Raw genomic sequence first — 26,080 nt, 5'->3', positions numbered from 1 at the left:
CTGGACTTTTCTTTGAAATAAAAGACCCCCTCCGAAACGGTCGTGATACCGTCTGAGGGGGTCTTGCATATGCCGCCTGAGCAGCCTTTCGGGAGACTGCAGCTACAGGATGGTCTGATAGTAATCGTATCCGTCGCTGTGGCGTTTCTTGAGCAGATTCTGAATCTTCTCCGTAGGGGAAAGCGCGGTGCTGATCGATACGTCATGATTTAAGGAATTGATGATGGCGGCGATATACTTGCTGATATCGGCTTCCACGTACCATTCGCGGCTCAGCAGCTCCTTCGGGCGGTAGCTTAAGTTGGTAGTCACAACCAGATCGATGTATTCCTTTGCATAGTATTCGTCGAACTTGTCCAGGCCGTTTGTGAAGAGTCCGAAGGTACAGCAGACAATGACCTTTTCCACTCCCCGTTCCTTTAACTCCTTGGCTGTGTCCAGCATGCTCTCGCCGGAGGAGATCATGTCATCCACGATGAGAACGGTCTTGCCTTCCACAGAAGCGCCCAGGAACTCATGGGCTACGATGGGATTGCGTCCGCCTACGACTCTGGAGTAGTCTCTTCTCTTATAGAACATACCCATGTCCACGCTTAAGTTGTTGGCCAGATAGACGGCGCGGTCCATGGCGCCCTCGTCCGGACTGATGACCATGAGATGATCCTTGTCGATGGGCAGATTCGGATAATGGCATAAAAATGCCTTTACAAACTGGTAGGTAGGCATAAAATTATCGAATCCGTGAAGCGGTATCGCATTCTGCACACGCGGATCATGGGCATCAAAGGTGATGATGTTGCTGACACCCATGGAGGTCAGCTCTTCCAGCGCCATGGCGCAGTCGAGGGATTCGCGCTTGCTTCTCTTGTGCTGGCGGCTCTCATAGAGAAAAGGCATGATAACATTGACGCGGTGTGCCGTAGCCGAGCAGGCGCCTATAATTCGCTTTAAATCCTGGAAATGGTCGTCCGGAGACATATGATTGGTATAACCATTGACGGTATAGGATATGCTGTAATTAGTGATGTCCACCATTGCAAAAATATCGGTACCTCTGACGGACTCTTTGATGATGCCTTTGGCTTCACCGCTTCCGAAACGGGGACAGTCGCAGCTAAGAAGATAAGAATCGACATCGTATCCACGGTAGTGGAGATCGGCCTCGCGCCGCTTTAATTCCTCGATATCGTTTCGACGGAAATCTACGATATGGTCGTTGACTTTTCCTGCCAGTTCCCGGCAGCTTTCCAGTGCCGCGATCTTTAGCGGTGCAACCGGCAGCTGGTCATTAAATACATAATCATTTGCCATGATAATGAAATCCTCCATAAATTAATAACAGGCAGTCCCGTAAGACTGCCCAGTTCTAATCTTACATCCATTTATACCATTCTTCGACACAATGCGTCAATAGCAATTCTTACATTTCATGGAAAAAAACAAAAAAGGCTTTCTTTACAAAGATTGATAATATTGTTATGATAGAGAAGATAAAACAGAAGGGAAACAACAGAAAATATGAGCAGAAAAGGACATAAAATAGGGGCTGTGGATCCTGGGTCCATCGCGGAGGCGCTGGAACTGGAGCCTGGCGACTGCGTGTTGTCGATAGACGGCCATGAGCTGGAAGACATTTTCGATTATGAATATTATATGAACAGCGAATCTATCGTCATGGAGGTCAGAAAGGCCGACGGCGAAGAGTGGGAGCTGGAGATAGAAAACGGATATGAGGACCTGGGAATCACCTTTGAGAACGGCCTGATGAGCGAGTACCGTTCCTGCCGGAACAAATGCGTGTTCTGCTTCATCGACCAGATGCCGCCGGGAATGCGCGAGACGCTGTATTTTAAGGATGACGATACCAGGCTGTCCTTCTTGCAGGGCAATTACGTGACACTGACCAACTTAAGCGATTACGATGTGGAACGCATCATTAAGTTCAAGCTGGCTCCCATCAACATCTCGGTGCAGACGACCAATCCCGAACTTCGCTGCGAGATGCTTCATAACCGTTTTGCCGGACAGGCATTAAAGCGGATCGATGAGCTTTACGAAGCAGGAGTCCCCATGAACGGCCAGATCGTCTTATGCAAGGGCTTAAATGACGGGAAGGCGTTGGAACGGACCATAAGAGACTTATCGAAGTATCTGCCTTATATGGAGAGCGTTTCCGTGGTTCCCGTCGGGCTCTCCAAGTTCCGCGACGGACTCTACCCGCTAAAGCCCATTGAAAAGGAAGATGCTGCTAAAACCATCGACTTGATCGAGCGGTGGCAGAAGAAGCTCTATGAGGAACACGGGACCCATTTTATTCACGCCAGCGACGAGTTTTACATTCTGGCGGGACGTCCGCTGCCGGAGGAAGAACGGTATGACGGATACATTCAGCTGGAGAACGGCGTCGGGATGCTGAGGCTCCTGGAAGAGGAGGTTGAATCCGCGCTTCAGGAACTGCAGGGAGACAGCGTGGAGGAGGAGATTTCCATTGCCACCGGACAGCTGGCGGCCCCGTTCATTGAGCGCCACGTGAATTCCATCCGCAGGAAATATCCGAACTTTACGATTCACGTGTACCCGATCAGGAATTACTTCTTCGGGGAGCAGATCACAGTGGCCGGGCTGGTCACCGGGCAGGACCTGATCGGCCAGCTTAAGGATAAGCGTCTGGGATCGAGACTGCTGCTTCCGGAGTGCATGTTCCGCAGCGGCGAAGAGGTGTTTCTGGACGATATTACCCGCGCCGAATTACAAAAAGCTTTACAAGTAAAGGTAGATATTGTAAAATCAAGCGGTCAGGATTTTGTACAGGCCGTACTTCATCCTGTGGAAGAGGGAAGCCCTTCCTATGAAGGATACGAGTTAAAGGAGATTTCATATGAGTAAACCAGTTGTTGCCATCGTAGGCCGTCCCAATGTCGGGAAGTCTACGTTGTTTAATGTATTGGCCGGAGATACGATATCCATTGTTAAGGATACTCCCGGTGTTACAAGAGACAGAATCTATGCCGACTGCACGTGGCTGGACAAGAATTTCACCCTGATTGATACAGGCGGAATCGAGCCGGACAGCAGCGACATCATCCTGTCCCAGATGAGAGAACAGGCGGAGATCGCCATCGCGACTGCGGACGTCATCGTCTTCATCGTGGATGTGCGCCAGGGCCTGGTGGACGCGGATTCCAAGGTTGCGGACATGCTGCGCAAGTCCAAGAAGCCGGTCGTTCTGGCTGTCAATAAGGTGGACAGCTTCGAGAAGTTCGGCAATGATGTATACGAGTTTTATAATCTCGGCATCGGCGATCCGGTTCCGGTTTCGGCTGCTTCCAGACTCGGCCTGGGCGAGCTGCTCGACGAGGTGGTCAAATACTTCAGCGAGAGCACAGAAGAGGAAGAGGAGGATGACAGACCGAGAATTGCCATCGTCGGTAAGCCCAACGTCGGCAAATCCTCCATTATCAACCAGCTGGTGGGAGAAAACCGTGTGATCGTATCCGATATCGCGGGAACCACGAGGGACGCGGTGGATACGGAGATCGTGCATAACGGGACGGAGTACGTCTTTATCGACACGGCCGGACTTCGCCGGAAGAGCAGGATTAAGGAAGAACTGGAACGCTACAGCATCATCCGTACAGTAACCGCGGTGGAACGCGCGGATGTGGTGGTGGTGGTAATTGACGCCACAGAGGGTGTGACAGAACAGGATGCCAAGATCGCCGGCATCGCCCATGAGCGCGGAAAGGGAATCATCGTTGCCGTGAATAAATGGGATGCTATCGAAAAGAACGATAAGACTATTTACGAATACACCAATAAGATTAAGGATACGCTGGCCTTCATGCCATATGCGGAGTACGTGTTCATCTCGGCGAAGACGGGACAGAGGACGAACCGCCTGTTTGAGCTGATTGACATGGTGAGACAGAACCAGACGCTTCGCGTCGCCACGGGTGTGTTAAACGAGATCATGACAGAAGCGGTAGCCTTACAGCAGCCGCCGTCGGATAAGGGAAAACGCCTGAGACTCTACTATATTACACAGGTAGCGGTGAAGCCGCCGACGTTCGTCATTTTCGTCAATGATAAGAATCTGATGCATTTCTCCTACACGCGGTATATCGAGAATAAGATCAGGGAAGCCTTCGGCTTCAAGGGAACCTCTCTCAAGTTTATTGCCAGAGAGCGCAGCGGAAAGGAACAGTAGGTATGGAAAGAATCATTTGTCTGGCAGCGGGCTATTTATTTGGCCTGCTTCAGACCGGCTATATTTACGGCAGGCTGAATAAGATTGACATCCGTAATTACGGAAGCGGCAACTCAGGGACGACTAATGCGCTTCGCGTGCTGGGAAAGAAAGCGGGAGCGGTTGTCTTCTTCGGAGACTTTTTGAAGGCGTTTATCCCCTGTATTCTTGTCCGGATCCTTTTTAGGGACCGGCCGGAGATCGCCTGTCTGCTGGTACTTTATACCGGTCTTGGCGTCATTCTGGGACACAACTATCCGTTCTATCTGAATTTTAAGGGCGGAAAGGGAATCGCGGCCACCGCCGGTCTCATCGTAGCCCTGGACTTACGGCTGATGGTGGTGACTCTCCTGGCCTTTGTCCTGATTGTGGCTGTGACGAGGTTCGTCTCACTGGGATCGCTGGTGGTAGCCACGATTTTTCTCGTGTGGATGATTGTTATGGGTAGTAACGGCAGCTTTTCTGTACAGGCGGGATATCTCCCTGAGTTTTACATAGTTGCGGCTGTGATCAGCGCCCAGGCATTCTGGCGCCACAGGGCCAATATTGTAAGACTGGTTCATGGAAATGAAAACAAAATAAGTTTTGGTAAAAAATAAAAACGAGGTGAAGTATCATGGCAAAGATTGGGATTGTCGGTTCAGGTAGCTGGGGAATCGCTTTGGCTGTTCTCCTGTATAACAACGGTCATCACGTATCCGTATGGTCGGCGCTGCCGGAGGAAATTACGGAGATGAAGACGACTGGGCGCCATCACACTCTGCCGGATCTGGTTCTTCCGGATGGGATGATGTTTACGGAAAGCCTGGAGGAGGTCATGAAGGATAAGGACGTGCTGGTTACCGCTGTTCCTTCCGTCTATGTCCGCTCCACGGCACAGAAGATGAAGCCTTACTGCAGAGAAGGACAGATTATTGTAAATGTGGCAAAGGGAATTGAGGAATCGACGCTTAAAACGCTTTCCGAGATTCTGGAGGAGGAGCTTCCCATGGCGGACGTCGCGGTTCTGTCGGGACCCAGCCACGCGGAAGAGGTGAGTAAGGGGCTTCCCACCACCTGCGTCGCAGGCGCCCACAGCAAAAAGACTGCGGAGTACGTTCAGTCCGTCTTCATGAGTGAGGTGTTCCGCGTCTACACCAGCCCGGATATGCAGGGAATCGAACTGGGCGGATCGCTTAAGAATGTCATTGCCCTGGCCGCCGGTATTGCGGATGGACTGGGATACGGCGACAACACGAAGGCCGCGCTGATCACGAGGGGAATTGCCGAGATTGCCAGGCTGGGAACCGCAATGGGCGGTAAGTTCCAGACCTTCTGCGGACTGTCGGGAATCGGTGATCTGATCGTTACCTGCGCCAGCATGCACAGCCGGAACCGCCGCGCCGGAATCCTGATTGGAAAAGGGTATACCATGGAAGAAGCCATGAAGGAAGTAAAGATGGTGGTGGAAGGTGTCTACTCCGCGAAGGCGGCGCTGAAGCTCTCAGAAAAATATGAGATCGACATGCCCATCGTGGAACAGGTTAATGCAATATTATTCGATGATAAACCAGCCTCTGAGGCTGTAAAAGGCCTGATGCTGCGGGACAAAACCATCGAGAGCTCCGACCTTCCATGGTAAAATATGGATGGATGATTGAATTTTGAAAGAATATCTGGAAATTAGTTGACATTTTAAAAAAGCCATCTTATTATAGAGACTATGTATATATAGTCATAGGAACTGTATATATGAATTTCAAAATTCAAGAGGAGGAATGAATTATGAAAAAAACAACAAAGAAGCTGGTAAGCCTTGGCCTGGCTGCCGCTATGGCTGCATCCTTAACTGCATGCGGCGGCAAGAGTGACAATGGCGCGACAACGGCAGGCACAGCGGAAACGACAGCTGCCGCGGATGCCGGAGCAGATGAGTCAACAGCAGCAGCTGACCAGACTGCAGGAGGTTCCTTTAAGATCGGCGGAATCGGACCGATTACCGGAGGAAATGCTATTTACGGACAGGCCGTTATGAACGGCGCTGAACTGGCAATCAATGAGATCAATGCGGCCGGCGGTATCGGCGGAGCACAGATCGAGTACAATTTCCAGGATGATGAGAGCGATACAGAAAAAGCAGTCAACGCTTACAACACATTAAAGGACTGGGGTATGCAGATGTTAGTCGGTACGGTTACTTCCGCACCGTGTATCGCTGTAGGCGCAGAGTCCAGCAATGACAACCTGTTTCAGCTGACACCGTCAGGTTCTGCTGTGGACTGTGCAAAGTTTGACAATCAGTTCCGTATCTGCTTCTCCGATCCGAACCAGGGTGCTGCTTCGGCCCAGTATATCGGCGAAAACAAGCTGGCTACCAAAGTAGCAATTATCTATGACAGTTCTGACGTTTATTCATCCGGTATTCATGACAAGTTCATATCAGAAGCCGCTAACCAGGGCTTTGAAGTGGTAGCTGATGAAGCGTTTACCGCTGACAATAATACGAACTTCTCCGTACAGATTCAGAAGGCACAGGACGCCGGTGCAGAACTGGTATTCCTTCCGATCTACTATCAGCAGGCTTCCTTAATTCTGGTGCAGGCAAAACAGATGGGATACGAACCGGATTTCTTCGGCTGTGATGGCCTGGATGGTCTTTTAACCGTGGAGAACTTTGATACATCACTGGCAGAGGGCATTATGCTGCTGACACCATTCGCTGCCGATGCGCAGGATGATTTAACAAAGAATTTCGTTACTACATATAAAGAGAAATACGGTGACATACCGAACCAGTTCGCCGCCGATGCCTACGACGCAGTATATGCGATCAAGGCTGCCGGAGAAAAAGCGGGCATTACTCCGGATATGGACGCTTCTACAATCTGTGACAAGTTAAAGGTATCCATGACAGAGGTTTCTGTTGACGGATTAACCGGCTTAGGCATGAAGTGGACCGCTGACGGCGAGCCGGAGAAGGCTCCGAAGGCTGTAAAGATCGTAGACGGCGTATACAATGCAATGTAAGTTTATCAGGTAAATACTGCTTGGTATATGACCCAATGGAGGGTCGTCCAGAGGACGACCCTCTTCTTTTCAAATCCAATACCCTCGCGGGAATAAACAACGAATGAGGTGCGATGATATGATGAGTTTCATATCCTATTTTATTAATGGTTTAAGCCTGGGCAGTGTGTATGCAATAATTGCTCTGGGATACACCATGGTATATGGTATCGCCAAGATGCTGAATTTCGCTCACGGCGATGTCATCATGATCGGAGGATACGTGGTATTCACCGTTGTCAGCACGATGGGGCTTCCACCGGCTGTTGGCATTCTTCTTGCTGTCATTATATGTACGGTTCTCGGCGTAACCATTGAAAAGGTCGCATACAGACCTCTCCGTATGGCTTCACCTCTGGCTGTCTTAATTACGGCAATCGGTGTCAGCTACTTACTTCAGAACATCGCGCTGCTCGTTTTTGGCTCCAATCCGAAATCCTTTACATCTGTTGTAACGATTCCGGCTTTGAAGCTTGCCGGCGGAAGACTGACGATTTCAGGAGAAACGCTGGTAACCATTGTCTCCTGTATCGTGATTATGATTGTACTGACCACGTTTATCAAGAAGACGAGGGCGGGACAGGCCATGCTGGCTGTCTCAGAAGATAAAGGGGCCGCCCAGCTGATGGGAATCAACGTGGACGGAACGATCGCGCTGACGTTTGCCATCGGTTCCGCATTAGCCGCCATCGCGGGCACCTTACTCTGTTCCGCATATCCTACCCTGACGCCGTACACCGGTTCCATGCCGGGAATCAAGGCCTTCGTTGCCGCCGTATTCGGCGGAATCGGCTCCATTCCGGGCGCTTTTATCGGTGGCCTGCTTCTGGGCGTGATCGAGAACCTGAGCAAGGCATACATCTCTTCCCAGCTTTCCGATGCCATCGTTTTCGCAGTCCTGATCATTGTACTTCTTGTAAAGCCTACCGGTATTCTGGGCAAGAAGATTAACGAGAAAGTGTAGGTGGGGGCCATGGGAAAAAGTGGAAAGACGAAGAGTCTGCAGATAAATAAAACAACAAGAAATAATTTAGTGACCTATGGGATTGTGATAGCAGCCTATATTATTGTAGAGATCCTTATAAATGGGGGGCATTTAAGCAGCCTGATGAAGGGCCTTCTGGTGCCGCTCTGTATCTATACAATTATGGCGATTTCTTTAAACCTGACGGTAGGCATACTGGGGGAACTGAGCCTGGGACACGCCGGTTTCATGTGTGTGGGCGCATTTTCCAGCTCTCTGTTTTCCATCTGTATGCTGGAGGCGATTCCCAGTGTGGGAGTCCGCTTTACACTGGCGATTCTGGTGGGCGCTGCGGCCGCGGCTGCAGCCGGCATCATCGTGGGAATTCCAGTGTTAAGGCTGAGAGGCGACTATCTGGCCATTGTTACGCTGGCATTCGGTGAGATTATCAAGAATGTGGTCAATGTCATATATTTGGGAAAGGATGCGAACGGCATCCATGTCTCCATCAAGAACGCCATGGCGCTTAATATGGCGGAAGACGGCCAGATTATCATGAACGGCGCCCAGGGCATCAACGGAACGCCTAAGAACGCCACGTTTACGGTGGGAATTATCCTGATCCTGATCACGCTGTTTATCGTCCTGAATCTGATTCATTCCAGATCGGGCCGCGCCATCATGTCGGTGCGCGACAACCGGATTGCGGCGGAATCCATCGGAATCAACATCACGAAGTACAAGCTGATGGCGTTTACGATATCGGCTTCTCTGGCCGGTGTTGCGGGAGTTCTTTATTCCCACAACTTATCGGCATTGACGGCGACACAGAAGAACTTCGGATACAACCAGTCCATCATGATTCTTGTATTCGTTGTGTTGGGCGGAATCGGCAATATCCGCGGTTCCATGATTGCGGCGGTGATCCTGACGCTGCTTCCGGAGCTGCTTCGCGGACTCAATACGTACCGTATGCTGATCTACGCCATCGTCCTGATCGTCATGATGATTTTCAACTGGAGTCCGAAATTCATCGATTTCAGAAAACGTCATTCCCTGAGACGGTATTTCCATAAAAACACGGCAGATAAGGAGGTTTCATAGGCATGGCATTACTTGAAATTAAAAACCTCGGTATCTCTTTCGGCGGACTGCGCGCAGTGGATGATTTCAGCATAACCATCGAGAAGGGCCAGCTCTATGGCCTGATCGGACCCAACGGCGCCGGTAAGACGACGATATTCAACTTGCTGACCGGTGTTTATAAGCCCAATATGGGAACGATCCAGCTGGACGGCATGAATATCACGGGAAAGAAGACCATGGAGATCAACCGCGCGGGTGTGGCCAGAACCTTCCAGAATATCCGTCTGTTTAAGGAACTGACCGTTCTCGACAATGTAAAAGCGGGCCTTCACAACCAGTATTCCTATACAACCGTAGCCGGAATTCTGCGCCTTCCCAAGTATTTTAAGGTGGAGAAGACTATGGACGAGAAAGCGGTAGAGCTGCTGAAAGTATTTGATCTGGATAAGGAAAAGGATTACCTGGCTTCCAATCTGCCCTACGGCAAGCAGCGGAAGCTGGAGATAGCCCGTGCGCTGGCGACGAACCCGAAGCTTCTGCTTCTCGACGAGCCGGCGGCCGGTATGAACCCTAACGAGACGAAGGAACTGATGGATACCATCCGGTTTGTCCGCGATAATTTCGACATGACCATCCTTCTGATCGAACACGATATGAAACTTGTCTCCGGTATCTGCGAGAAGCTGACGGTGTTAAACTTCGGTCAGGTGCTCGCCCAGGGCAATACGGTGGATGTGTTAAATGACCCGGAGGTCATCAAGGCATATCTGGGAGAATAGGAGGAGACAGGCATGGCAATACTGGAAGTTAAAAATCTGGAAGTATATTACGGCGTCATCAAGGCGTTAAAGGGCATATCCTTTGAAGTAAATGAAGGGGAGATCGTGGCCTTGATCGGAGCCAACGGCGCGGGAAAGACGACGACGCTTCACACGATCACCGGTCTGCTGAAAGCGGCAGGCGGTTCGATAGGCTTTGACGGACGCGATATAACGAAGGTCCGCGGGGACAAAATCGTCAGCATGGGAATGGCTCACGTTCCCGAGGGAAGACGCGTATTCGCGGATCTGACCGTGTTTGAGAATCTGAAGCTGGGCGCCTATACGAGGAAAGACAAGACGGAGATCGAAGAGACTCTGCAGATGATCTACAAGCGCTTTCCGAGACTGCTGGAGCGTAAGAACCAGCCGTCCGGTACCTTGAGCGGCGGTGAACAGCAGATGCTGGCCATGGGGCGCGCGCTGATGTCTCACCCGAAGCTGATCGTCATGGATGAGCCATCCATGGGTCTGTCCCCCATCTATGTAAACGAGATCTTCGACATTATTCAGGAGATCAACAAGTCCGGAACCACGGTGCTATTGGTGGAACAGAATGCCAAGAAGGCGCTCTCCATCGCTGACAGGGCCTACGTTTTAGAGACAGGTGACATCGTTTTAAGCGGTGATGCGGAGGAACTGATGAATGATGATTCCGTGAAGAAGGCCTATTTAAGTGAATAGCCAGAAGGAGCGGCAAATGAGCCGATTATGGGACAACAAACTTATTAAAAACAGATTTGGCCAGGTGCGGTCAGGGTGGATAATCCTGTTTGCAATGGCTGCTTTCTATATTCTGGCGTGGGGCGTCAGTGACCTTTTTATCAGGGTACTGAGACAGATTTTGATTGGCACGGGCGATATTAACCTGACTACAGGAGAATACTCCAGCCTGGTTGACTGGCTCGATGAGGTCTCACTGCCTGTCGCGATTCAGATGATTACGGATCTTATCATGCTGATAATCCCAATCGCCATATGGCGATTGGGGATGAAGCGCTCTGTCCGGGAACTGGGGCTTTCTTCTTTAGGGTGTAAGCAGAATCGAAAAGATGGGGCTTTTGGTATGATGCTGGGAGTTGTAAACTGCTCTGTTATTTTTCTCCTGGTTATTACAATTGGAAAGGGACGTGTCGTTTCCGATGGAATTAAAATTTCGGTGATGGGTTTCTGGTGGCTGTTAACGTTTATTTTGGTTGGGGTTGCCGAAGAAGTGATGAACCGTGGATTTTTAATGGGTGTTTTGCGGCGTTGCCGCAATCTCCCTGCCATTATGGTCGTTCCATCTGTAATTTTTGGATTGATCCATCTGAGAAATCCTGGAGTAACATTTTTTTCCGTAACGAATATTGTACTTGTTGGGATACTTTTTTCCTATATGTTCATAAAGTCAGGTTCTATTTGGATGTGTATTGGATATCATATTACCTGGAACATCTTTCAGGGGCTTGTCTATGGGATGCCCGTAAGCGGTCTTCATGTACCAGGCATGATTACAACACAATATACTGAGAGCAATGTGTTAAATGGAGGGGCCTTTGGAATCGAAGGAGGTATACTGACCACCATAGTAACCTTGCTTACTTTTATAGGTGTCTGGTATTATTACAGAAATTCAAAGTATGATTTTGTGAATCAGTCAGAGAAGCCGGATGCATCTTAATGATTCATGAAAGAAAAGCCCCAGGGCCAAAAGGACCCGGGGCTTTCCTTATAAATGGAAAGTATATCAATCAAAAGATATCTTAAAAAGACTTGCTGGAATATTAAGTGATCCCCCGCATATATTATAACAGCACAGAAGGGGGTATCTTTATGGACAATTTTGATGTATACAGTGATATTAAAGCCCGGACCAATGGAGAGATTTATATAGGCGTTGTAGGACCGGTGCGGACGGGTAAATCCACCTTTATCAAACGGTTTATGGAACTGATGGTGCTTCCGGAAATGGTGGATGAGCATCAGAAAACACAGACGAGAGACGAACTTCCGCAGAGCGCGGCCGGAAAGACGATCATGACGACGGAACCAAAATTCATACCGAAGGAAGCGGCTGAGATACGGCTGGGCGATGAGATTGAGGCGAAGGTGCGGCTCATCGACTGCGTTGGATTTATGGTAGAAGGAGCGGCCGGACACATTGAAAACGATGAGGAGCGCCTGGTAAAGACCCCGTGGTTTGAATATGAGATTCCCTTTACGAAGGCTGCGGAGATTGGAACGAGAAAAGTCATCAATGACCATTCCACCATCGGTGTCGTTATCACGACGGATGGCACCATCGGGGAACTGAAACGCCCCAACTACATAGCCGCAGAAGAGCGGACCATTACCGAATTAAAGGAGCTTGGAAAACCGTTTATCGTCCTCTTAAACTCCGTTAGGCCGTATTCCGATGAGACCACGGCCCTTGCAAAGGATATGAGGGAAAAATACGGCGTGACCGTTATGCCGGTAAACTGTGAACAGCTGAAAAAGGATGACGTCTATCATATCCTGGAACGCGTGCTGAAGGAATTCCCGGTTACGGAGATGGATTTCTATATCCCCAAATGGCTGGAGATCCTGCCTGCAAGCCACTGGTTGAAATCCCAGATTATCCAGGCTGCCAAGGACATGGTGAAAAAGGTTACCCATATGAAGGATATCACGTCGGATCTGTTTGACGGTGCGGCCGAGAGTATCCGGGCCGTAAAAGTACAAAATATGAATATGGCGGATGGAAGCGTTTCCATGGGCGTGGACGTGGATGACAGCTATTATTACCAGATTTTAAGCGACTATGTGGGAATCCCCATCGAAGGCGAATACCAGCTGATGCAGACCTTAAGCGATCTTGCAAAGATGCGGGCGGAGTACGAAAAGGTGAACCAGGCCATGAGCCAGGTGCGCTTAAAAGGGTATGGCGTCGTGACGCCGGAACGCTCGGAAATTATCCTGGATGAGCCGGAAGTGATCAAGCACGGCAACAAATACGGCGTTAAGATGCGGGCGGAGGCGCCTTCCATCAATTTGATCAAGGCTCATATCCAGACGGAGATCGCCCCGATCGTAGGCAGCGAACAGCAGGCGGAGGATCTGATCGCATACATCAAGGAAAATGCCAGAGAGAGCGAGGAGGGCATCTGGAATACCAATATTTTTGGAAAGTCCATCGAACAGATCGTGGAGGATGGAATCTCCGCAAAAGTCTCCCAGCTTACGGAGGACTGTCAGTTAAAGCTTCAGGATACGCTTCAGAAGATTATCAACGACAGCAACGGAGGAATGATCTGCATTATCATATAAAATAAGCATGAACCGCAGAAGAGGAGGATGGGGTCTTTCACGAGGTTTTAATTTATGCTATAATAGGAAAATGACCGACAGAAGAAAAATAAGGAGGGCTTTCAATGAAATTAATGTTCATCGGTGCGGACCATGAGGTTACCGGCAGCTGCCACTATTTAGAAGCCGCAGGACTTAAGATTCTGGTGGACTGCGGTATGAAGCAGGGTGTGGACTATTTTGAGAATGCAGAGCTTCCGGTGAGCTATTCGGAGATCGATTACGTGCTCCTGACTCATGCCCATATCGACCATGCCGGGATGCTTCCGTTTATCTATGCGAGAGGGTTCCGCGGAGAAATTATCACCACTGAAGCTACAGCGGATTTGTGCAATATCATGCTGAAGGACAGCGCACATATCCAGGAATCAGAGGCAGAGTGGAAGAACAGGAAGGCCAGACGAGCCGGGCGGCAGGAAGAAGTGCCGCTGTATGAAATGAATGATGCGGTAGGGGTGTTAAAGCAGTTTAACCCCTGTAATTATGATGAAATAATAAAACTGGAGGAGGGCCTTACCATTCGGTTCACCGATGTCGGACATTTACTGGGGTCTGCCTCCATTGAGGTGTGGATCACAGAGAATGATATCTCAAAGAAGATCGTATTTTCCGGAGATATCGGCAACAAGAACAAGCCGCTGATCCGGGATCCGCAGTATATTCAAAATGCGGATTACGTGGTAATGGAATGTACCTATGGCGACCGGCTTCATGGCCAGATCCCAGACCACGTTTCCATCCTCGCAGATATTGTCCAGAGGACGCTGGACCGGGGCGGCAATGTGGTGATTCCTGCATTTGCCGTGGGGAGGACGCAGGAGCTTCTCTACATGTTCCGCATCATTAAGGCGGAGCACATGGTGAAGGGCCACGACGGATTCGAGGTCTATGTCGACAGTCCGCTTGCCGTCGAGGCGACCAATGTGTTTAAAGAGAATTTGACGGACTGTTACGACGAGGAGACGAAGGCGCTCGTCGCGCAGGGGATCAATCCGATCTCGTTTGCGGGACTGAAGCTTTCTATTACCAGCGCAGAATCGAGAGATATCAATTTCGACACAAAACCAAAGGTCATCATCTCCGCGGCGGGCATGTGCGACGCGGGCCGGATCAGGCACCACTTAAAGCATAATTTATGGCGGCCTGAGTGTACCATCGTCTTTACGGGATATCAGTCCATCGGGACGTTGGGCAGAAGCCTGCTGGAAGGCGGCCGGGAGGTGAGACTTTTCGGTGAAACCATTCAGGTGGAGGCCCATATTGAGAAGATGGATGGAATGAGCGCCCACGCAGATATGGAAGGGCTGATTCAGTGGCTGAATGCATTTGAGGAGAAGCCAGGGGAAGTATTTCTGGTACACGGGAATGACGACGTGTGCGATTCGTTCGGGCAGGTTTTAAAGGAAGAGTATGGATATCAGGCGGAGGCGCCGTTTTCCGGCTCCGTTTACGACCTGGCCTCCGGCAGATGGCTGGAGCAGAGGGCCGGAGTCGTTGTGACGAAGACGGTGGAGACGGCGAAGCGGGCGGTAGGCGTCTATGCCCGTCTGCTGGCTGCCGGGGAGCGCCTGCTGTCGGTGATCCGCCACAACGAGGGCGGAGCCAACAAGGATCTGGCAAAGTTCGCAGACCAGATCAATTCGTTATGCGATAAATGGGACAGATAGCTAGGAGAGTGACATAAGATGGGAAAAGTACTATTGTTTACAGATGGAGCTGCAAGAGGAAATCCGGACGGACCCGGTGGTTATGGAGCTGTGCTTCAGTTCACGGATTCCAAAGGGCAGCTCCATGAGAAGACGCTGTCGGCCGGATATGTGAGAACGACCAACAACCGTATGGAGCTGATGGCTGCGATCGCGGGACTGGAGGCGTTAAACCGGCCCTGCGAGGTGGAGCTGTATTCGGATTCCAAGTATCTGACGGATGCATTTAACCAGCACTGGATCGATAACTGGGTGAAGAACAACTGGAAGCGCGGTAAGAGCGGCCCGGTCAAGAATATCGACTTGTGGGAGAGGCTTTTAAAAGCCCTTGAACCCCACCGCGTCACCTTCTGCTGGGTAAAGGGACATGCCGGCCATCCGGAAAACGAGCGGTGTGATACACTGGCGACCACTGCCGCGGATGGGGACAACTTACTGGTGGATGAAGGCATATAAAACTTACGTATCTCTTACAATCTCTTACTAATTAACGTACCCTATTTCCTTTCTTTTTTATTTATGATATGGTAATTTTATCAAAGTATGTTAGGATGATAATCATGAATAAAAATAGAGGAATCTGGCTTGTAATCGCTGCCATCCTGATCATCGGAATCGCGGTGACGTTTGCGACCAGCAGATTTATCCGGCAGAACGGCGGCTCTCTGGATACCGTCGCGGTGACGCAGATGCCCGGGACGACAGCGGGCGGCGGCATGCCGCAGGCCTATACGGAGGGAGCGGGTACGGAGCTTCCCGCCGCGGCCAGGAAGCGTATGGAAGAAACAGCCCCCGTCGAGGAAGAAGGAGCAGTATCCGGGAACACGGATGAAGCCGCCGCCGGGGCGGCGGTACCGGAACCTGCTTCCTCCCGGATGATGGCGGCAGAGGGAGCGGCGGTGCCTGCTCCGGAATCCATTCAGATGGATGAGAATAAGGAGGCTGCAGATGAAGCAGTCCCGGAAGCAGCGGCAGCAGGACCGGGAAGCAAGGCGGATGCGGCAGCGGCCCCATCCATATCTCCGTTAGGTCCGGGCGGAAGCACATTGCTTCAAAGCGACGAGGAGGAAAAGCTGGCCTACTACGAAAAACGTCTGGCAGAGCTGGACGCCCAGGTGCAGAAGATGCGCAACGAATCTTCTGATTCTACTACGTACTCCATGAAGACACTGGCCGAGAAGGAGTTTAAGCTCTGGAATATCGAGATGAACACCATTTACGCGGAAATCATGAATGGACTGGACGAGGAGGCGAAGGGAAAGCTGGAAAGTGAGCAGCAGACCTGGCTGAAGAGCCGGGATACAAAGGCGGAGGAAGCGGCGAGAAAGTACAGCGGCGGTTCTCTGGAAGGCGTCGAATACACGGCCTCCCAGGCCGAGACCACGAGAACAAGGACGTACGATCTCGTGGAAACGTATATTAACTCGCTGCCTGCGGAGAATGAAAGTTAGAAGAAGGAGAATCCCCATACAGAACAGGAGTATCGGTTCTGTATGGGGACTTCGATTTTGTGAAAAGATAACCGGGGCTATAACGGCTTTGCCGCGTGGATTTAGGAAATATCACAGAAAATCGACGGCAACATCTTGATAAATAAAATTCGATATGATAGGATAGTACAATGAGTTTGGCTAATGTATTAAGAACGGAGGTTGAATCTATGACAGCAATTTTAGCAAGTTTTCTGCAGACAGCAATCAAGTTTCTGTTTTTCCTTGCAGTGGCAGGAGGGGGAATCGTGTGCGGCAAGAAGTACAGAGATTACAAGGATGCAAAGAATGCAGGCAGTGTGACAGAAGAAAGTAAATAACTAACGGAGGACAGTAACGTGAACAAGACAGGTGTGAATGAACTGAGGAGAATGTTCCTTGAATTTTTTGAGAGTAAGGGACATCTGGCGATGAAAAGCTTCTCCCTGGTTCCGCATAATGATAACAGCTTATTGTTAATCAACTCAGGTATGGCGCCTTTAAAGCCATATTTTACAGGACAGGAGATACCGCCGAGAAAGCGTGTGACCACCTGCCAGAAGTGTATCAGAACCGGAGATATCGAGAATGTGGGAAAGACTGCCCGTCACGGCACCTTCTTTGAGATGCTGGGCAATTTCTCCTTTGGAGATTATTTTAAGACGGAAGCGATCCGTTGGTCCTGGGAGTTTTTGACAGAGGTTGTAGGACTGGATCCGGACAGGTTATATCCATCCGTCTACTTGGACGACGACGAGGCTTTCGATATCTGGAATAAGGAAATCGGCATTGCCCCGGAACGTATCTTCCGCTTCGGCAAGGAAGATAACTTCTGGGAGCATGGAGCAGGCCCCTGCGGACCGTGTTCTGAAATCTATTATGACCGCGGGGAGAAGTACGGCTGCGGAAAGCCGGGCTGCACCGTGGGCTGTGAATGTGACCGTTACATGGAAGTATGGAACAACGTATTTACCCAGTTCGAGAATGACGGACATGGCAATTACGAGGAACTGGCCCAGAAGAATATCGATACCGGCATGGGTCTCGAGCGTCTGGCCGTGGTGGTTCAGGATGTGGATTCCATCTTTGATGTGGACACCATCAAGGCTCTGTTAAACAAGGTTGCAGAACTTGCCCACACGGAGTATCAGAAGGATGCATCGATTGATGTTTCCCTGCGTCTGATCACAGACCATGTCCGTTCCTGCACCTTTATGATTTCCGACGGCATCATGCCATCCAACGAAGGACGCGGATACGTGCTGCGCCGTCTGCTTCGGAGAGCGGCCCGCCACGGAAGGCTGCTCGGCATTGAGGGAAGATTCCTCGCGGAGCTTTCCAAGACCGTAATCGAGCTTTCCAAAGACGGATATCCGGAGCTGGAAGAGAAGAAAGCCATGATCTTAAAGGTTCTTACCGAGGAAGAGGATAAGTTTAACCGGACTATCGACCAGGGACTTGCCATTCTCGGTGAGATGGAAGAGAAGATGGCTGCCGCAGGCAAGACGGTGCTGGACGGTGAGGATGCATTTAAGCTCTATGATACTTACGGATTCCCGCTGGATTTAACGAGAGAAATTCTGGAAGAGAAGCATTTTGAGATCGATGAGGATGGCTTTAAGAAGGCCATGCAGGAACAGCGCGAGAAGGCCAGAGCGGCCAGAAAGACCACGAATTATATGGGCGCTGATGTGACGGTGTACCAGTCCATCGATCCTGCGCTCACCACGGAATTTGTCGGATACAATAAGCTTGCCTGCGATTCTAAGATCACCTCTCTGACGACAGAGACGGATCTGGTGGAAGCGCTGACGGATGGCGAGACCGGCACGATTGTGACGGAAGAGACTTGCTTTTATGGCACCATGGGCGGCCAGCAGGGCGATAAGGGTGTAATTGTCAGTGCAAACGGCGAGTTTGTGGTGGAGGACACTATTCATTTACAGGGCGGCAAGATCGGTCATGTAGGCAGGATGAAGAAGGGCATGTTCCAGATCGGTGACGTAGTCACCTTAAAGGTCTGTGAAGAGAGCCGTATGAGCACCGGCAAAAACCACAGCGCGACCCATCTGCTTCAGAAGGCGCTCCGCACCGTTTTGGGCGAGCACGTGGAGCAGGCAGGTTCCTATGTGGATGAAGACCGTCTTCGTTTCGACTTCACTCATTTCTCCGCCATGACACCAGATGAGATTAAGAAGGTGGAATGCCTTGTCAATGAGAAGATCAAAGAAGCGCTGCATGTAAAGACAGAGGTTATGAGCCTTGACGAGGCGAAGAAATCGGGTGCCATGGCCCTGTTTGGCGAGAAGTACGGGGAGAATGTCCGCGTGGTGAAGATGGGAGATTTCTCCACGGAGCTTTGTGGCGGTACCCATATTTCCAATACAGGTGTGATCGGCTCCTTTAAGATCTTATCTGAGACGGGAATCGCAGCCGGCGTGCGCAGAATCGAAGCCCTGACGGGCGACGGCCTGATGAAGTATTATCAGGAGGCAGAGACCGAGCTTCACGAGGCGGCGAAGGCGGCTAAGGCCACGCCTCAGACACTGACAGCCAAGATTGAAGCCATGCTTGAGGAGATCAAGGCGCTCCATTCTGAAAATGAGAAGCTAAAGAGCAGACTGGCCAAGGACTCCCTGGGCGATGTTATGGACCAGGTGAAGGAGATCGGCGGTGTCAAGGTTCTGGCTACTAAGGTTGCCGATGTGGACATGAACGGCTTAAGAAATCTGGGAGACCAGTTAAAGGATAAGCTGGGTGAAGGCGTGATCGTACTGGCTTCCGTCATGGACGGCAAAGTGAACTTAATGGCAACCGCTACAGAGGAAGCGCAGAAGAAGGGTGCCCATGCAGGCAACTTAATCAAGGCTGTTGCAGGACTCGTTGGCGGCGGCGGCGGTGGAAGGCCGAATATGGCCCAGGCCGGCGGCAAGAATCCGGCTGGAGTTGACGCGTGTCTGGAAGAGGTTTATAAAGTAGTGGAAGGCCAGATGAAATAAGCAAGAATTTTCCCGGAAAAAAATGAAATTTTCCTTGACGAATGGGAAAATTATGCTATAATCATATCAGTGCTATAAAATACCCAAACAGTTGTATTATGCACAAGTACACAACTGGAGGGAGGTTAGGTGTGAGCTATGTCAAATGTAATCGTTAAAGACAACGAGAGCTTAGATAGCGCTTTACGCAGATTCAAAAGAAACTGTGCGAAAGCAGGTATCCAGCAGGAAATTCGTAAGAGAGAGCATTACGAAAAGCCAAGCGTAAGACGTAAGAAAAAGTCTGAAGCTGCAAGAAAACGTAAATATAACTAATAATTGATTAGTCAAACAAGGTTAGTCCCTGGTCATTTTATGATCAGGGATTTCTTTGTTTGTAACAGTTCAGCCCCGTTTCCGGCTGCCGCGGTCCGGCCCGGCGCTGAACTGTTACATTTGTTTACTTTCACTTTACCCTGCATAATCGGACGCCGTTTTTGCATATAGTATAATATCATTGGCTGAAAGGCAGAAACGATATGTTCGAAGAGATGAAGTTTAGTGCAGCTGAGAACTTAAAGCTTCCGAAGGATGTGGTCCTGGGCGAAGTGCTGGTATCTTTTCTGGGGCGCCACAGTGTTGTGATTGAAAATTACCGCGGCATCATTCTCTATACAGATACCCTGATTAAGCTCCAGGCAAAGACGTGCCGCGTGACGGTATCGGGAAGCCGCCTTGTGATTGAATATTATACGAATGAGGAGATGAAGATTAACGGACTCATCAAATCCATGGAGTTTGAATAAGGATAGAAAAACAAGGAGGTACCAGCGTGATTGTAACATGGCTTAACCACCGGATGTCCGGTTATCTGTTCGTGGAGATGACGGGATTTTCTCCGGAACGGTTCTTTAATATGTGCAGTGTTCATGAGATAGAAATCTGGGGAGTGTCCGATACAGGCCATTCCTATCGCTTTTATATGACCGTGAAAGGGTTTAGGAAGATAAAACCCATTGTCCGGAAATCGAAGGTCAGACTTAAGGTACTGGGAAAGTTTGGACTTCCTTTTTTTTTATACAGAAACAGGAAGCGAAAGCTCTATGCGGCCGGGATGGTGTCCTTTTTTGCTTTGCTTTACATACTCTCCATCTTTATCTGGGATATCGAGTTTGACGGAAATCACATGTATACGTATGACACCCTTTTGAAATACTGTGAAACAGAGGATATCCGCTATGGCATGATAAAATCGAAGATCGACTGCGACGCCCTGGAAGAATCGCTGCGGAGCGCATTTCCGGAAATCACCTGGGTGTCGGCCAGGGTATCGGGAACACGTCTTCTGGTTAAGATAAAGGAGAACGAGGTCCTCTCTGAAATACCTGTTAAGGATGAGTCACCCTGCGACATCGTGGCGGCAAAGGACGGCGTGATCACATCCATGATTGTGCGCCAGGGCGTTCCGGCGGTTTCCGTGGGCGATGAGGTAAAGAAGGGCGATGTGCTGGTGAGCGGCACACTCCATGTCATCGGCGACGGGGAGGAAATCATGAACACGCACTATGTCCATTCCGACGCGGATATCACGGCGCGGACGGAATACCATATCACGAGGCAGATGCCGCTGTTTAAGCGCGTGGACGTGGAAACCGGGAGAATACGCCGCGGGAAGTATGCGAAGGCATTTCAGTATTCCCTGATGCTGATACGCCCGAAGCAGGAGGGAACCACCTGGAAGGTGACCATGGAAGAAGATCAGCTTCACCTGTTTCAGAATTTTTATCTGCCCATATATCTCGGCGATATCACGGCCAAAGAATACATTTCCTACGAGCGCCCCTACACGGAGGAGGAGAAGAATCAGGCGGCTGAAACCATCAACGATAATTTGAAAAAAAATTTATTGGAAAAAGGGGTACAAATTCTGGAAAATCATGTTAAAATACTAGATAATGAATCTTTATGCCAAATTGCCATCGATATTGTGGCGGAGGAACCCGTGGGGGAACGGACGAGCGTAGAGATACCAATTAATCAGGAACAAGAGGAGACGAAAGAGTCCAATGAGCGTAATTGAGACAATCATAGATATACCGGCTGAACACGAGAAGAATGTCTGCGGACAGTTTGACAGCTATTTGAAGAAAATAGAGAGGACTCTTCATGTTACCATGATCGAACGCGACGGCGCGCTGAAGATCATCGGCCCGGAACAGATGGTGCAGAAGGCGAAGAGCGTATTTAATAATCTGATCGAGCTGTCGAAGCGTGGAAATGCGATCACGGAGCAGAACGTGGATTATGCCCTGTCCCTGTCCTTCTCGGAGAGCGACGGACAGATTCTGGAGATTGACAAGGACATCATCTGCAGGACCATTACAGGCAAGCCGGTAAAGCCGAAGACCATGGGGCAGAAGCAGTATGTGGATCAGATCCGGAAAAAGATGATCGTATTCGGAATCGGCCCGGCCGGTACCGGCAAGACGTACCTTGCCATGGCCATGGCGATCCAGGCATTTAAAAACGGCGAGGTGAGCCGGATTATCCTGACACGTCCGGCCATTGAGGCGGGAGAGAAACTGGGCTTTCTGCCCGGCGATTTACAGAGCAAGATCGATCCGTATTTACGGCCGCTTTACGATGCACTGTATCAGATCATGGGCGCGGAGAGCTACTTACACAATGCGGAGAAAGGGCTGATTGAGGTGGCGCCCCTCGCTTACATGCGGGGCCGTACACTCGACAACGCCTATATAATCCTGGATGAGGCGCAGAACACCACGCCGGCGCAGATGAAGATGTTCCTGACGAGAATCGGATTCGGTTCCAAGGTCATCGTCACCGGTGACCAGACGCAGAAGGATCTGCCGGCCGGAGCCGTATCCGGTCTGGATACAGCGGTCCGCGTGCTGAAACGCATCGATGACATCGGCTTCTGTTACTTAAACAGCAGCGATGTGGTGCGCCATCCGCTGGTCCAGAAGATAGTACAGGCTTACGATGATTATGAGACGAAGAAAAAACCTGCAGAGAAAGAACGAAAGACAACAAAAGCCCCCGGAGGCAGAAAGGCACGTTATGACGATTCATATTGAGTATGAGACGGAAGAGGAGTTAAAGCTTCCGTATGAGGAGATCATCACCGCTGTGGTGAACGAGGCGCTGGATTATGAGAACTGCCCTTATGAGGCGGAGGTGAATGTGCTCCTTACGGATGACGAGGACATCCGGCAGATCAATAAAGAATACCGGGAGATCGATCGTGCGACCGATGTGCTGTCGTTTCCAATGGCCGACTACGACAGCCCGTCGGATTTTGACCGTCTGGAAGACATGGCAAGCGATTACTTTAATCCGGAGACAGGGGAGCTGCTGCTGGGAGACATCGTCATTTCCGTGGACAAGGTGAAAGAGCAGGCGGAAAAATACGGCCATTCCGAGACACGGGAGCTGGCCTTCTTAGTGGCGCACAGCATGCTGCATCTGTGCGGCTACGATCACATGGTGGATGAGGAACGTCTCGTCATGGAGAAAAAGCAGGAAGAGATTCTGAAACGAGGGGGATACGAACGATGAAGAAACGGGCATGGTTCTGTGCGGCCGGACTAATCCTTTTGATGGGAACGGTGACCGGATGCCAGGGAAAATATCAGGAGGTGGCTGTGACGGACGCCTCGGCAGAGACGGACACCACGCCCGCCCCTACGAAAGAGATTAAGATTGAGACTACCACGGAGGCGCCTGAGGAGGAAGTTGTGGAATCCGGCGACTGGTATACCTTCGAGGAGCGCACCGAGCAGGAGGGAAAGATCCGTAGCTACTTAACCGGTGAGATGGTCGATGCGGCAATCGGAAACCGCAGGCCCATCGCGATCATGATGAGCAACGACAAGGCGTCGCTGCCGCAGTATGGTATCAACCGGGCGGATATCGTGTATGAGGCCCCTGTGGAGGGCGGCATGAACCGTTACATGGCCATTATCGAGGATTACGACGATCTGGACAGAATCGGTTCCGTGAGAAGCTGCCGGACGTATTATACATACTTTGCCCGCGAATTTGACGCCATTTACGCTCACTACGGGCAGAGCACCTTTGCCAAGCCGTATCTGGCCAATGTGGACAACATCAACGGGCTGGATGGAATCGGCACCGTGGCGTATTACAGGACGAAGGACCGTAAATCACCCCACAACGCATATTCCAGCGGAGAACGGCTGAACAGGGCAATCGCCCAGCTGGGATACTCAGAGAGCTACAGCGCGGATTACAAGGGCCATTACCGCTTTGCGAAAACTGGTCATGAGGTGACGCTGGACGGAGCGCCCAGTGTGATGGAAGCGGCCAGGGTCTATCCGGGTTACGTGATGAATAAGCCGTGGTTTGAATATAACGAGAGCGACGGCTTATACTACCGGTATCAGTACGGAGCGGCCCATAAGGGCAATGAAGGCCCGATCGCCGTGAAGAATATTCTTTTCCAGTACTGCCCGTCAGGGCACTACGCTACCACGGATTATCTGGATATCAACGTTCACGACGACTCCTACGGGCTCTATGCCACGGAGGGAAAGGCGATCCCTGTGAAGTGGACGAAGGACGGGGAGTTCGGCCTGACACATTATTACGACATGGAGAATAACGAGGTAATTCTGAATCAGGGAAAGACGTGGATATGCGTTATTTCCGCACAGGATTCCTCAAATGTAGAGGTTTATGGAAAATAACAGGACAAGCAGAAGCAGAAAAATGCCTGAGAAAAAGGGCGCGTCAAATTTTATCATACAGGGAACGATTCTTGCGGCGGCGGGAATCATTGTGCGTCTGATCGGAATGCTGTACCGGATTCCTCTTGCCAACATTCTGGGGGATGAGGGAAACGGATACTACAGTTCGGCTTTTACCATCTATTCTATCTTGCTGATCGTCTCCTCCTACAGCCTTCCAACGGCTGTTTCGAAGATGATCGCGACGAAGAATGCCAGGAAAGAGTATAGGAATTCGGTCCGTATTTTAAAGGCAGCTCTGTTTTATGGCACGGTAGTCGGAGGGATCGGAGCTGCGGTTTTGTGGTTCGGCGCTGATTTCTTCGCCACCCGTTTCTTAAACATGCCGTATACCAGATATGCGCTTAAGACGCTGGCTCCTACCATATGGGTCATCGCGTATCTCGGCGTGTTCCGCGGATATTTTCAGGGCTTGGGGACGATGATTCCCACAGCCCTTTCGCAGATTTTTGAGCAGATTATCAATGCCGTTATCAGTATTGTGGCGGCGGAACGGCTGTTCAACGCAGGATTAAAGGCAAACCTGGTTCATGAAACCACGGAATTTTCCTTTGCCTTCGGAGCCGCCGGCGGCACCATCGGTACAGGCGCGGGCGCGGTGGCGGGGCTTCTGTTCCTGCTTTTTCTGATGGCCAGTTACCGGCCTGTCATGATGAGGCAGGCAAAGCGTGACCGGACCAGACGGAGAGACAGCTACGGCGAGATCTCTTCCGTTCTGCTGATGACCGTTCTTCCCATCGTGATGAGCAGCGTGGCTTACAATATCAGCACGGTCATCGATAACAGCATTTATGGGAAAGGAATGGCGTTTCTCGGAATGGGAGCGTCGGAGGCAGTCTCAACCTGGGGCGTCTATGCCGGAAAATACCACCTGCTGTTTAATATTCCGGTGGCCATAGCCAATTCGCTGGCCTCCTCCCTGATTCCGTCCCTGTCGCGGGCGGTGGCAGGCAAAAACCGCGGACAGATCGTGAGCAGGGTTTTCATGGTCATTCGCTTTTCCATGGTGATCGCGATTCCGGCCACGGTAGGACTTACCGTGCTCGCAGGCCCCGTGTGCAATCTGCTGTTCAGCCGTTACGATAACACCAACTTAATCCGCATGATGATGTACGGTTCGCTGGCTGTCGTATTCTTCTCCCTGTCAACGGTTACCAACGCCGTTCTTCAGGGAATCAACCATATGCAGACACCGCTTAAGAACGCAGTGATTTCGCTTGTGCTCCATATCCTTGTGCTTTGCGTCATGCTGTTCGGATTTAAGATGGGGATCTACAGTGTGGTATATTCCAACATTCTGTTTGCACTCTTCATGTGCATCCTGAATGGAATTTCCATCAGACGGTTCTTAAATTACAGGCAGGAGATGAAGAAGACGTTCATTCTTCCGACCATCGCCTCCGGTATCATGGGCGGGGCGGCTTACGGCGTTTACAAGCTGGTTCATATGACGGTCAAGAGCAACACTGTTGGCGTGCTTCTGGCAATTGTGGTGGCGGTTATGGTCTACGGCGTCCTGCTTTTGAAGCTGCGCTGTGTGGATGAGACAGAGCTTGCCGGTATGCCCGGCGGCACGAAACTGGTAAGAATCGCACAGAAATGCCATTTGATGTGATTAAAATGAGAGAAGAAAGCAGATACTATACTT

At 50.6% G+C, this 26,080-nt stretch carries 24 protein-coding genes; 23 read left to right on the top strand and 1 reads right to left on the bottom strand.

Translation table 11 applies throughout. The annotated features are described in order from the left end of the window. Positions 1-102 precede the first annotated feature (102 nt). Positions 103-1,311, bottom strand: a complete 1,209-nt coding sequence (locus M1L66_RS17255) for a ribose-phosphate pyrophosphokinase (RefSeq protein ID WP_187021968.1) — start codon at positions 1,309-1,311, stop codon at positions 103-105. A 207-nt stretch (positions 1,312-1,518) separates the two neighbouring features. Between M1L66_RS17255 and M1L66_RS17250 the strand changes: the two genes are divergently transcribed. From M1L66_RS17250 to M1L66_RS17140, 23 genes are all read left to right on the top strand, one after another. Further along, a complete protein-coding gene (locus tag M1L66_RS17250; RefSeq protein WP_434687305.1) occupies positions 1,519-2,886 on the top strand; it encodes a DUF512 domain-containing protein in 1,368 nt (455 codons plus the stop codon). Continuing rightward, positions 2,879-4,207 carry a ribosome biogenesis GTPase Der gene (gene der, locus M1L66_RS17245; protein WP_434687303.1) on the top strand — a complete coding sequence of 443 codons (1,329 nt, stop codon included), beginning with the start codon at positions 2,879-2,881 and terminating at the stop codon, positions 4,205-4,207. The genes M1L66_RS17250 and der overlap by 8 nt, the downstream gene beginning before the upstream one ends. Positions 4,208-4,209: 2 nt before the next feature. Beyond that, positions 4,210-4,845, top strand: coding sequence for a glycerol-3-phosphate 1-O-acyltransferase PlsY (gene plsY, locus M1L66_RS17240; RefSeq protein WP_002603976.1), 636 nt, complete (start codon positions 4,210-4,212; stop codon positions 4,843-4,845). A 17-nt stretch (positions 4,846-4,862) separates the two neighbouring features. Beyond that, the gene (locus M1L66_RS17235; RefSeq protein WP_055652828.1) at positions 4,863-5,867 is read left to right on the top strand and encodes an NAD(P)H-dependent glycerol-3-phosphate dehydrogenase; all 1,005 of its coding nucleotides are present in this window, start codon (positions 4,863-4,865) and stop codon (positions 5,865-5,867) included. 143 nt (positions 5,868-6,010) lie between these two features. Further along, positions 6,011-7,252, top strand: a complete 1,242-nt coding sequence (locus M1L66_RS17230) for an ABC transporter substrate-binding protein (RefSeq protein WP_187021972.1) — start codon at positions 6,011-6,013, stop codon at positions 7,250-7,252. 121 nt (positions 7,253-7,373) lie between these two features. Next, positions 7,374-8,255, top strand: coding sequence for a branched-chain amino acid ABC transporter permease (locus tag M1L66_RS17225; RefSeq protein WP_025529313.1), 882 nt, complete (start codon positions 7,374-7,376; stop codon positions 8,253-8,255). A gap of 9 nt (positions 8,256-8,264) precedes the next feature. Beyond that, the gene (locus tag M1L66_RS17220) at positions 8,265-9,359 is read left to right on the top strand and encodes a branched-chain amino acid ABC transporter permease (protein WP_434687300.1); all 1,095 of its coding nucleotides are present in this window, start codon (positions 8,265-8,267) and stop codon (positions 9,357-9,359) included. Positions 9,360-9,361: 2 nt separating this feature from the next. Next, positions 9,362-10,120, top strand: coding sequence for an ABC transporter ATP-binding protein (locus tag M1L66_RS17215; protein ID WP_434687298.1), 759 nt, complete (start codon positions 9,362-9,364; stop codon positions 10,118-10,120). A 12-nt stretch (positions 10,121-10,132) separates the two neighbouring features. Continuing rightward, positions 10,133-10,843 carry an ABC transporter ATP-binding protein gene (locus tag M1L66_RS17210; RefSeq protein ID WP_187021975.1) on the top strand — a complete coding sequence of 237 codons (711 nt, stop codon included), beginning with the start codon at positions 10,133-10,135 and terminating at the stop codon, positions 10,841-10,843. A 16-nt stretch (positions 10,844-10,859) separates the two neighbouring features. Continuing rightward, positions 10,860-11,822 (top strand): CPBP family intramembrane glutamic endopeptidase, encoded by a 963-nt coding sequence (locus tag M1L66_RS17205; RefSeq protein WP_434687296.1) that lies wholly within the window; start codon positions 10,860-10,862, stop codon positions 11,820-11,822. Between the two features lie 152 nt (positions 11,823-11,974). Then, a complete protein-coding gene (spoIVA, locus tag M1L66_RS17200; RefSeq protein WP_187021977.1) occupies positions 11,975-13,450 on the top strand; it encodes a stage IV sporulation protein A in 1,476 nt (491 codons plus the stop codon). 104 nt (positions 13,451-13,554) lie between these two features. After that, positions 13,555-15,156, top strand: a complete 1,602-nt coding sequence (locus tag M1L66_RS17195) for an MBL fold metallo-hydrolase RNA specificity domain-containing protein (protein WP_434687293.1) — start codon at positions 13,555-13,557, stop codon at positions 15,154-15,156. An 18-nt stretch (positions 15,157-15,174) separates the two neighbouring features. After that, positions 15,175-15,651: a ribonuclease HI gene (rnhA, locus tag M1L66_RS17190; RefSeq protein WP_434687291.1), complete on the top strand. Its 477-nt coding sequence runs from the start codon at positions 15,175-15,177 to the stop codon at positions 15,649-15,651. 104 nt (positions 15,652-15,755) lie between these two features. Beyond that, complete coding sequence (locus tag M1L66_RS17185) at positions 15,756-16,646, top strand: lysozyme inhibitor LprI family protein (protein ID WP_434687289.1); 891 nt, start codon at positions 15,756-15,758, stop codon at positions 16,644-16,646. A gap of 209 nt (positions 16,647-16,855) precedes the next feature. Next, positions 16,856-17,005 carry a hypothetical protein gene (locus tag M1L66_RS17180; protein WP_002603989.1) on the top strand — a complete coding sequence of 50 codons (150 nt, stop codon included), beginning with the start codon at positions 16,856-16,858 and terminating at the stop codon, positions 17,003-17,005. Between the two features lie 51 nt (positions 17,006-17,056). Continuing rightward, positions 17,057-19,663 carry an alanine--tRNA ligase gene (alaS, locus tag M1L66_RS17175; RefSeq protein ID WP_434694275.1) on the top strand — a complete coding sequence of 869 codons (2,607 nt, stop codon included), beginning with the start codon at positions 17,057-17,059 and terminating at the stop codon, positions 19,661-19,663. 138 nt (positions 19,664-19,801) lie between these two features. Beyond that, on the top strand, positions 19,802-19,978 hold the full coding sequence (gene rpsU / locus M1L66_RS17170) for a 30S ribosomal protein S21 (protein WP_003504099.1): 177 nt from the start codon (positions 19,802-19,804) through the stop codon (positions 19,976-19,978). Positions 19,979-20,181: 203 nt separating this feature from the next. Beyond that, entirely contained in the window at positions 20,182-20,448 is a 267-nt protein-coding gene (locus M1L66_RS17165; RefSeq protein ID WP_187021982.1) for a YabP/YqfC family sporulation protein, read from the top strand. 26 nt (positions 20,449-20,474) lie between these two features. After that, positions 20,475-21,722 (top strand): sporulation protein YqfD, encoded by a 1,248-nt coding sequence (gene yqfD, locus M1L66_RS17160; RefSeq protein WP_434687285.1) that lies wholly within the window; start codon positions 20,475-20,477, stop codon positions 21,720-21,722. Continuing rightward, the gene (locus M1L66_RS17155) at positions 21,709-22,740 is read left to right on the top strand and encodes a PhoH family protein (RefSeq protein WP_055652819.1); all 1,032 of its coding nucleotides are present in this window, start codon (positions 21,709-21,711) and stop codon (positions 22,738-22,740) included. Before yqfD ends, M1L66_RS17155 begins: the two co-directional genes overlap by 14 nt. Continuing rightward, positions 22,724-23,221 (top strand): rRNA maturation RNase YbeY, encoded by a 498-nt coding sequence (ybeY, locus tag M1L66_RS17150; protein WP_002603994.1) that lies wholly within the window; start codon positions 22,724-22,726, stop codon positions 23,219-23,221. The genes M1L66_RS17155 and ybeY overlap by 17 nt, the downstream gene beginning before the upstream one ends. Then, a complete protein-coding gene (locus M1L66_RS17145) occupies positions 23,218-24,372 on the top strand; it encodes a DUF3048 domain-containing protein (RefSeq protein WP_434687282.1) in 1,155 nt (384 codons plus the stop codon). Before ybeY ends, M1L66_RS17145 begins: the two co-directional genes overlap by 4 nt. Next, on the top strand, positions 24,362-26,047 hold the full coding sequence (locus tag M1L66_RS17140; protein ID WP_434687280.1) for a putative polysaccharide biosynthesis protein: 1,686 nt from the start codon (positions 24,362-24,364) through the stop codon (positions 26,045-26,047). The genes M1L66_RS17145 and M1L66_RS17140 overlap by 11 nt, the downstream gene beginning before the upstream one ends. The last annotated feature ends 33 nt before the right edge of the window (positions 26,048-26,080 follow it).

Source organism: Hungatella sp. SB206 (assembly GCF_051132295.1).
GTDB classification, from domain to species: domain Bacteria; phylum Bacillota; class Clostridia; order Lachnospirales; family Lachnospiraceae; genus Hungatella; species Hungatella effluvii.
Note: the sequence above shows the minus strand (reverse complement) of the source record. Positions and strands in the feature narration are given on the sequence as shown.

Bases quoted from the DNA above. Each gene is read 5' to 3' on its own strand.
- M1L66_RS17255 (WP_187021968.1), bottom strand. From the start codon at position 1,311: ATGGCAAATGATTATGTATTTAATGACCAGCTGCCGGTTGCACCGCTA.
- M1L66_RS17250 (WP_434687305.1), top strand. From the start codon at position 1,519: ATGAGCAGAAAAGGACATAAAATAGGGGCTGTGGATCCTGGGTCCATC.
- der (WP_434687303.1), top strand. From the start codon at position 2,879: ATGAGTAAACCAGTTGTTGCCATCGTAGGCCGTCCCAATGTCGGGAAG.
- plsY (WP_002603976.1), top strand. From the start codon at position 4,210: ATGGAAAGAATCATTTGTCTGGCAGCGGGCTATTTATTTGGCCTGCTT.
- M1L66_RS17235 (WP_055652828.1), top strand. From the start codon at position 4,863: ATGGCAAAGATTGGGATTGTCGGTTCAGGTAGCTGGGGAATCGCTTTG.
- M1L66_RS17230 (WP_187021972.1), top strand. From the start codon at position 6,011: ATGAAAAAAACAACAAAGAAGCTGGTAAGCCTTGGCCTGGCTGCCGCT.
- M1L66_RS17225 (WP_025529313.1), top strand. From the start codon at position 7,374: ATGAGTTTCATATCCTATTTTATTAATGGTTTAAGCCTGGGCAGTGTG.
- M1L66_RS17220 (WP_434687300.1), top strand. From the start codon at position 8,265: ATGGGAAAAAGTGGAAAGACGAAGAGTCTGCAGATAAATAAAACAACA.
- M1L66_RS17215 (WP_434687298.1), top strand. From the start codon at position 9,362: ATGGCATTACTTGAAATTAAAAACCTCGGTATCTCTTTCGGCGGACTG.
- M1L66_RS17210 (WP_187021975.1), top strand. From the start codon at position 10,133: ATGGCAATACTGGAAGTTAAAAATCTGGAAGTATATTACGGCGTCATC.
- M1L66_RS17205 (WP_434687296.1), top strand. From the start codon at position 10,860: ATGAGCCGATTATGGGACAACAAACTTATTAAAAACAGATTTGGCCAG.
- spoIVA (WP_187021977.1), top strand. From the start codon at position 11,975: ATGGACAATTTTGATGTATACAGTGATATTAAAGCCCGGACCAATGGA.
- M1L66_RS17195 (WP_434687293.1), top strand. From the start codon at position 13,555: ATGAAATTAATGTTCATCGGTGCGGACCATGAGGTTACCGGCAGCTGC.
- rnhA (WP_434687291.1), top strand. From the start codon at position 15,175: ATGGGAAAAGTACTATTGTTTACAGATGGAGCTGCAAGAGGAAATCCG.
- M1L66_RS17185 (WP_434687289.1), top strand. From the start codon at position 15,756: ATGAATAAAAATAGAGGAATCTGGCTTGTAATCGCTGCCATCCTGATC.
- M1L66_RS17180 (WP_002603989.1), top strand. From the start codon at position 16,856: ATGACAGCAATTTTAGCAAGTTTTCTGCAGACAGCAATCAAGTTTCTG.
- alaS (WP_434694275.1), top strand. From the start codon at position 17,057: ATGTTCCTTGAATTTTTTGAGAGTAAGGGACATCTGGCGATGAAAAGC.
- rpsU (WP_003504099.1), top strand. From the start codon at position 19,802: ATGTCAAATGTAATCGTTAAAGACAACGAGAGCTTAGATAGCGCTTTA.
- M1L66_RS17165 (WP_187021982.1), top strand. From the start codon at position 20,182: ATGTTCGAAGAGATGAAGTTTAGTGCAGCTGAGAACTTAAAGCTTCCG.
- M1L66_RS17155 (WP_055652819.1), top strand. From the start codon at position 21,709: ATGAGCGTAATTGAGACAATCATAGATATACCGGCTGAACACGAGAAG.
- ybeY (WP_002603994.1), top strand. From the start codon at position 22,724: ATGACGATTCATATTGAGTATGAGACGGAAGAGGAGTTAAAGCTTCCG.
- M1L66_RS17145 (WP_434687282.1), top strand. From the start codon at position 23,218: ATGAAGAAACGGGCATGGTTCTGTGCGGCCGGACTAATCCTTTTGATG.
- M1L66_RS17140 (WP_434687280.1), top strand. From the start codon at position 24,362: ATGGAAAATAACAGGACAAGCAGAAGCAGAAAAATGCCTGAGAAAAAG.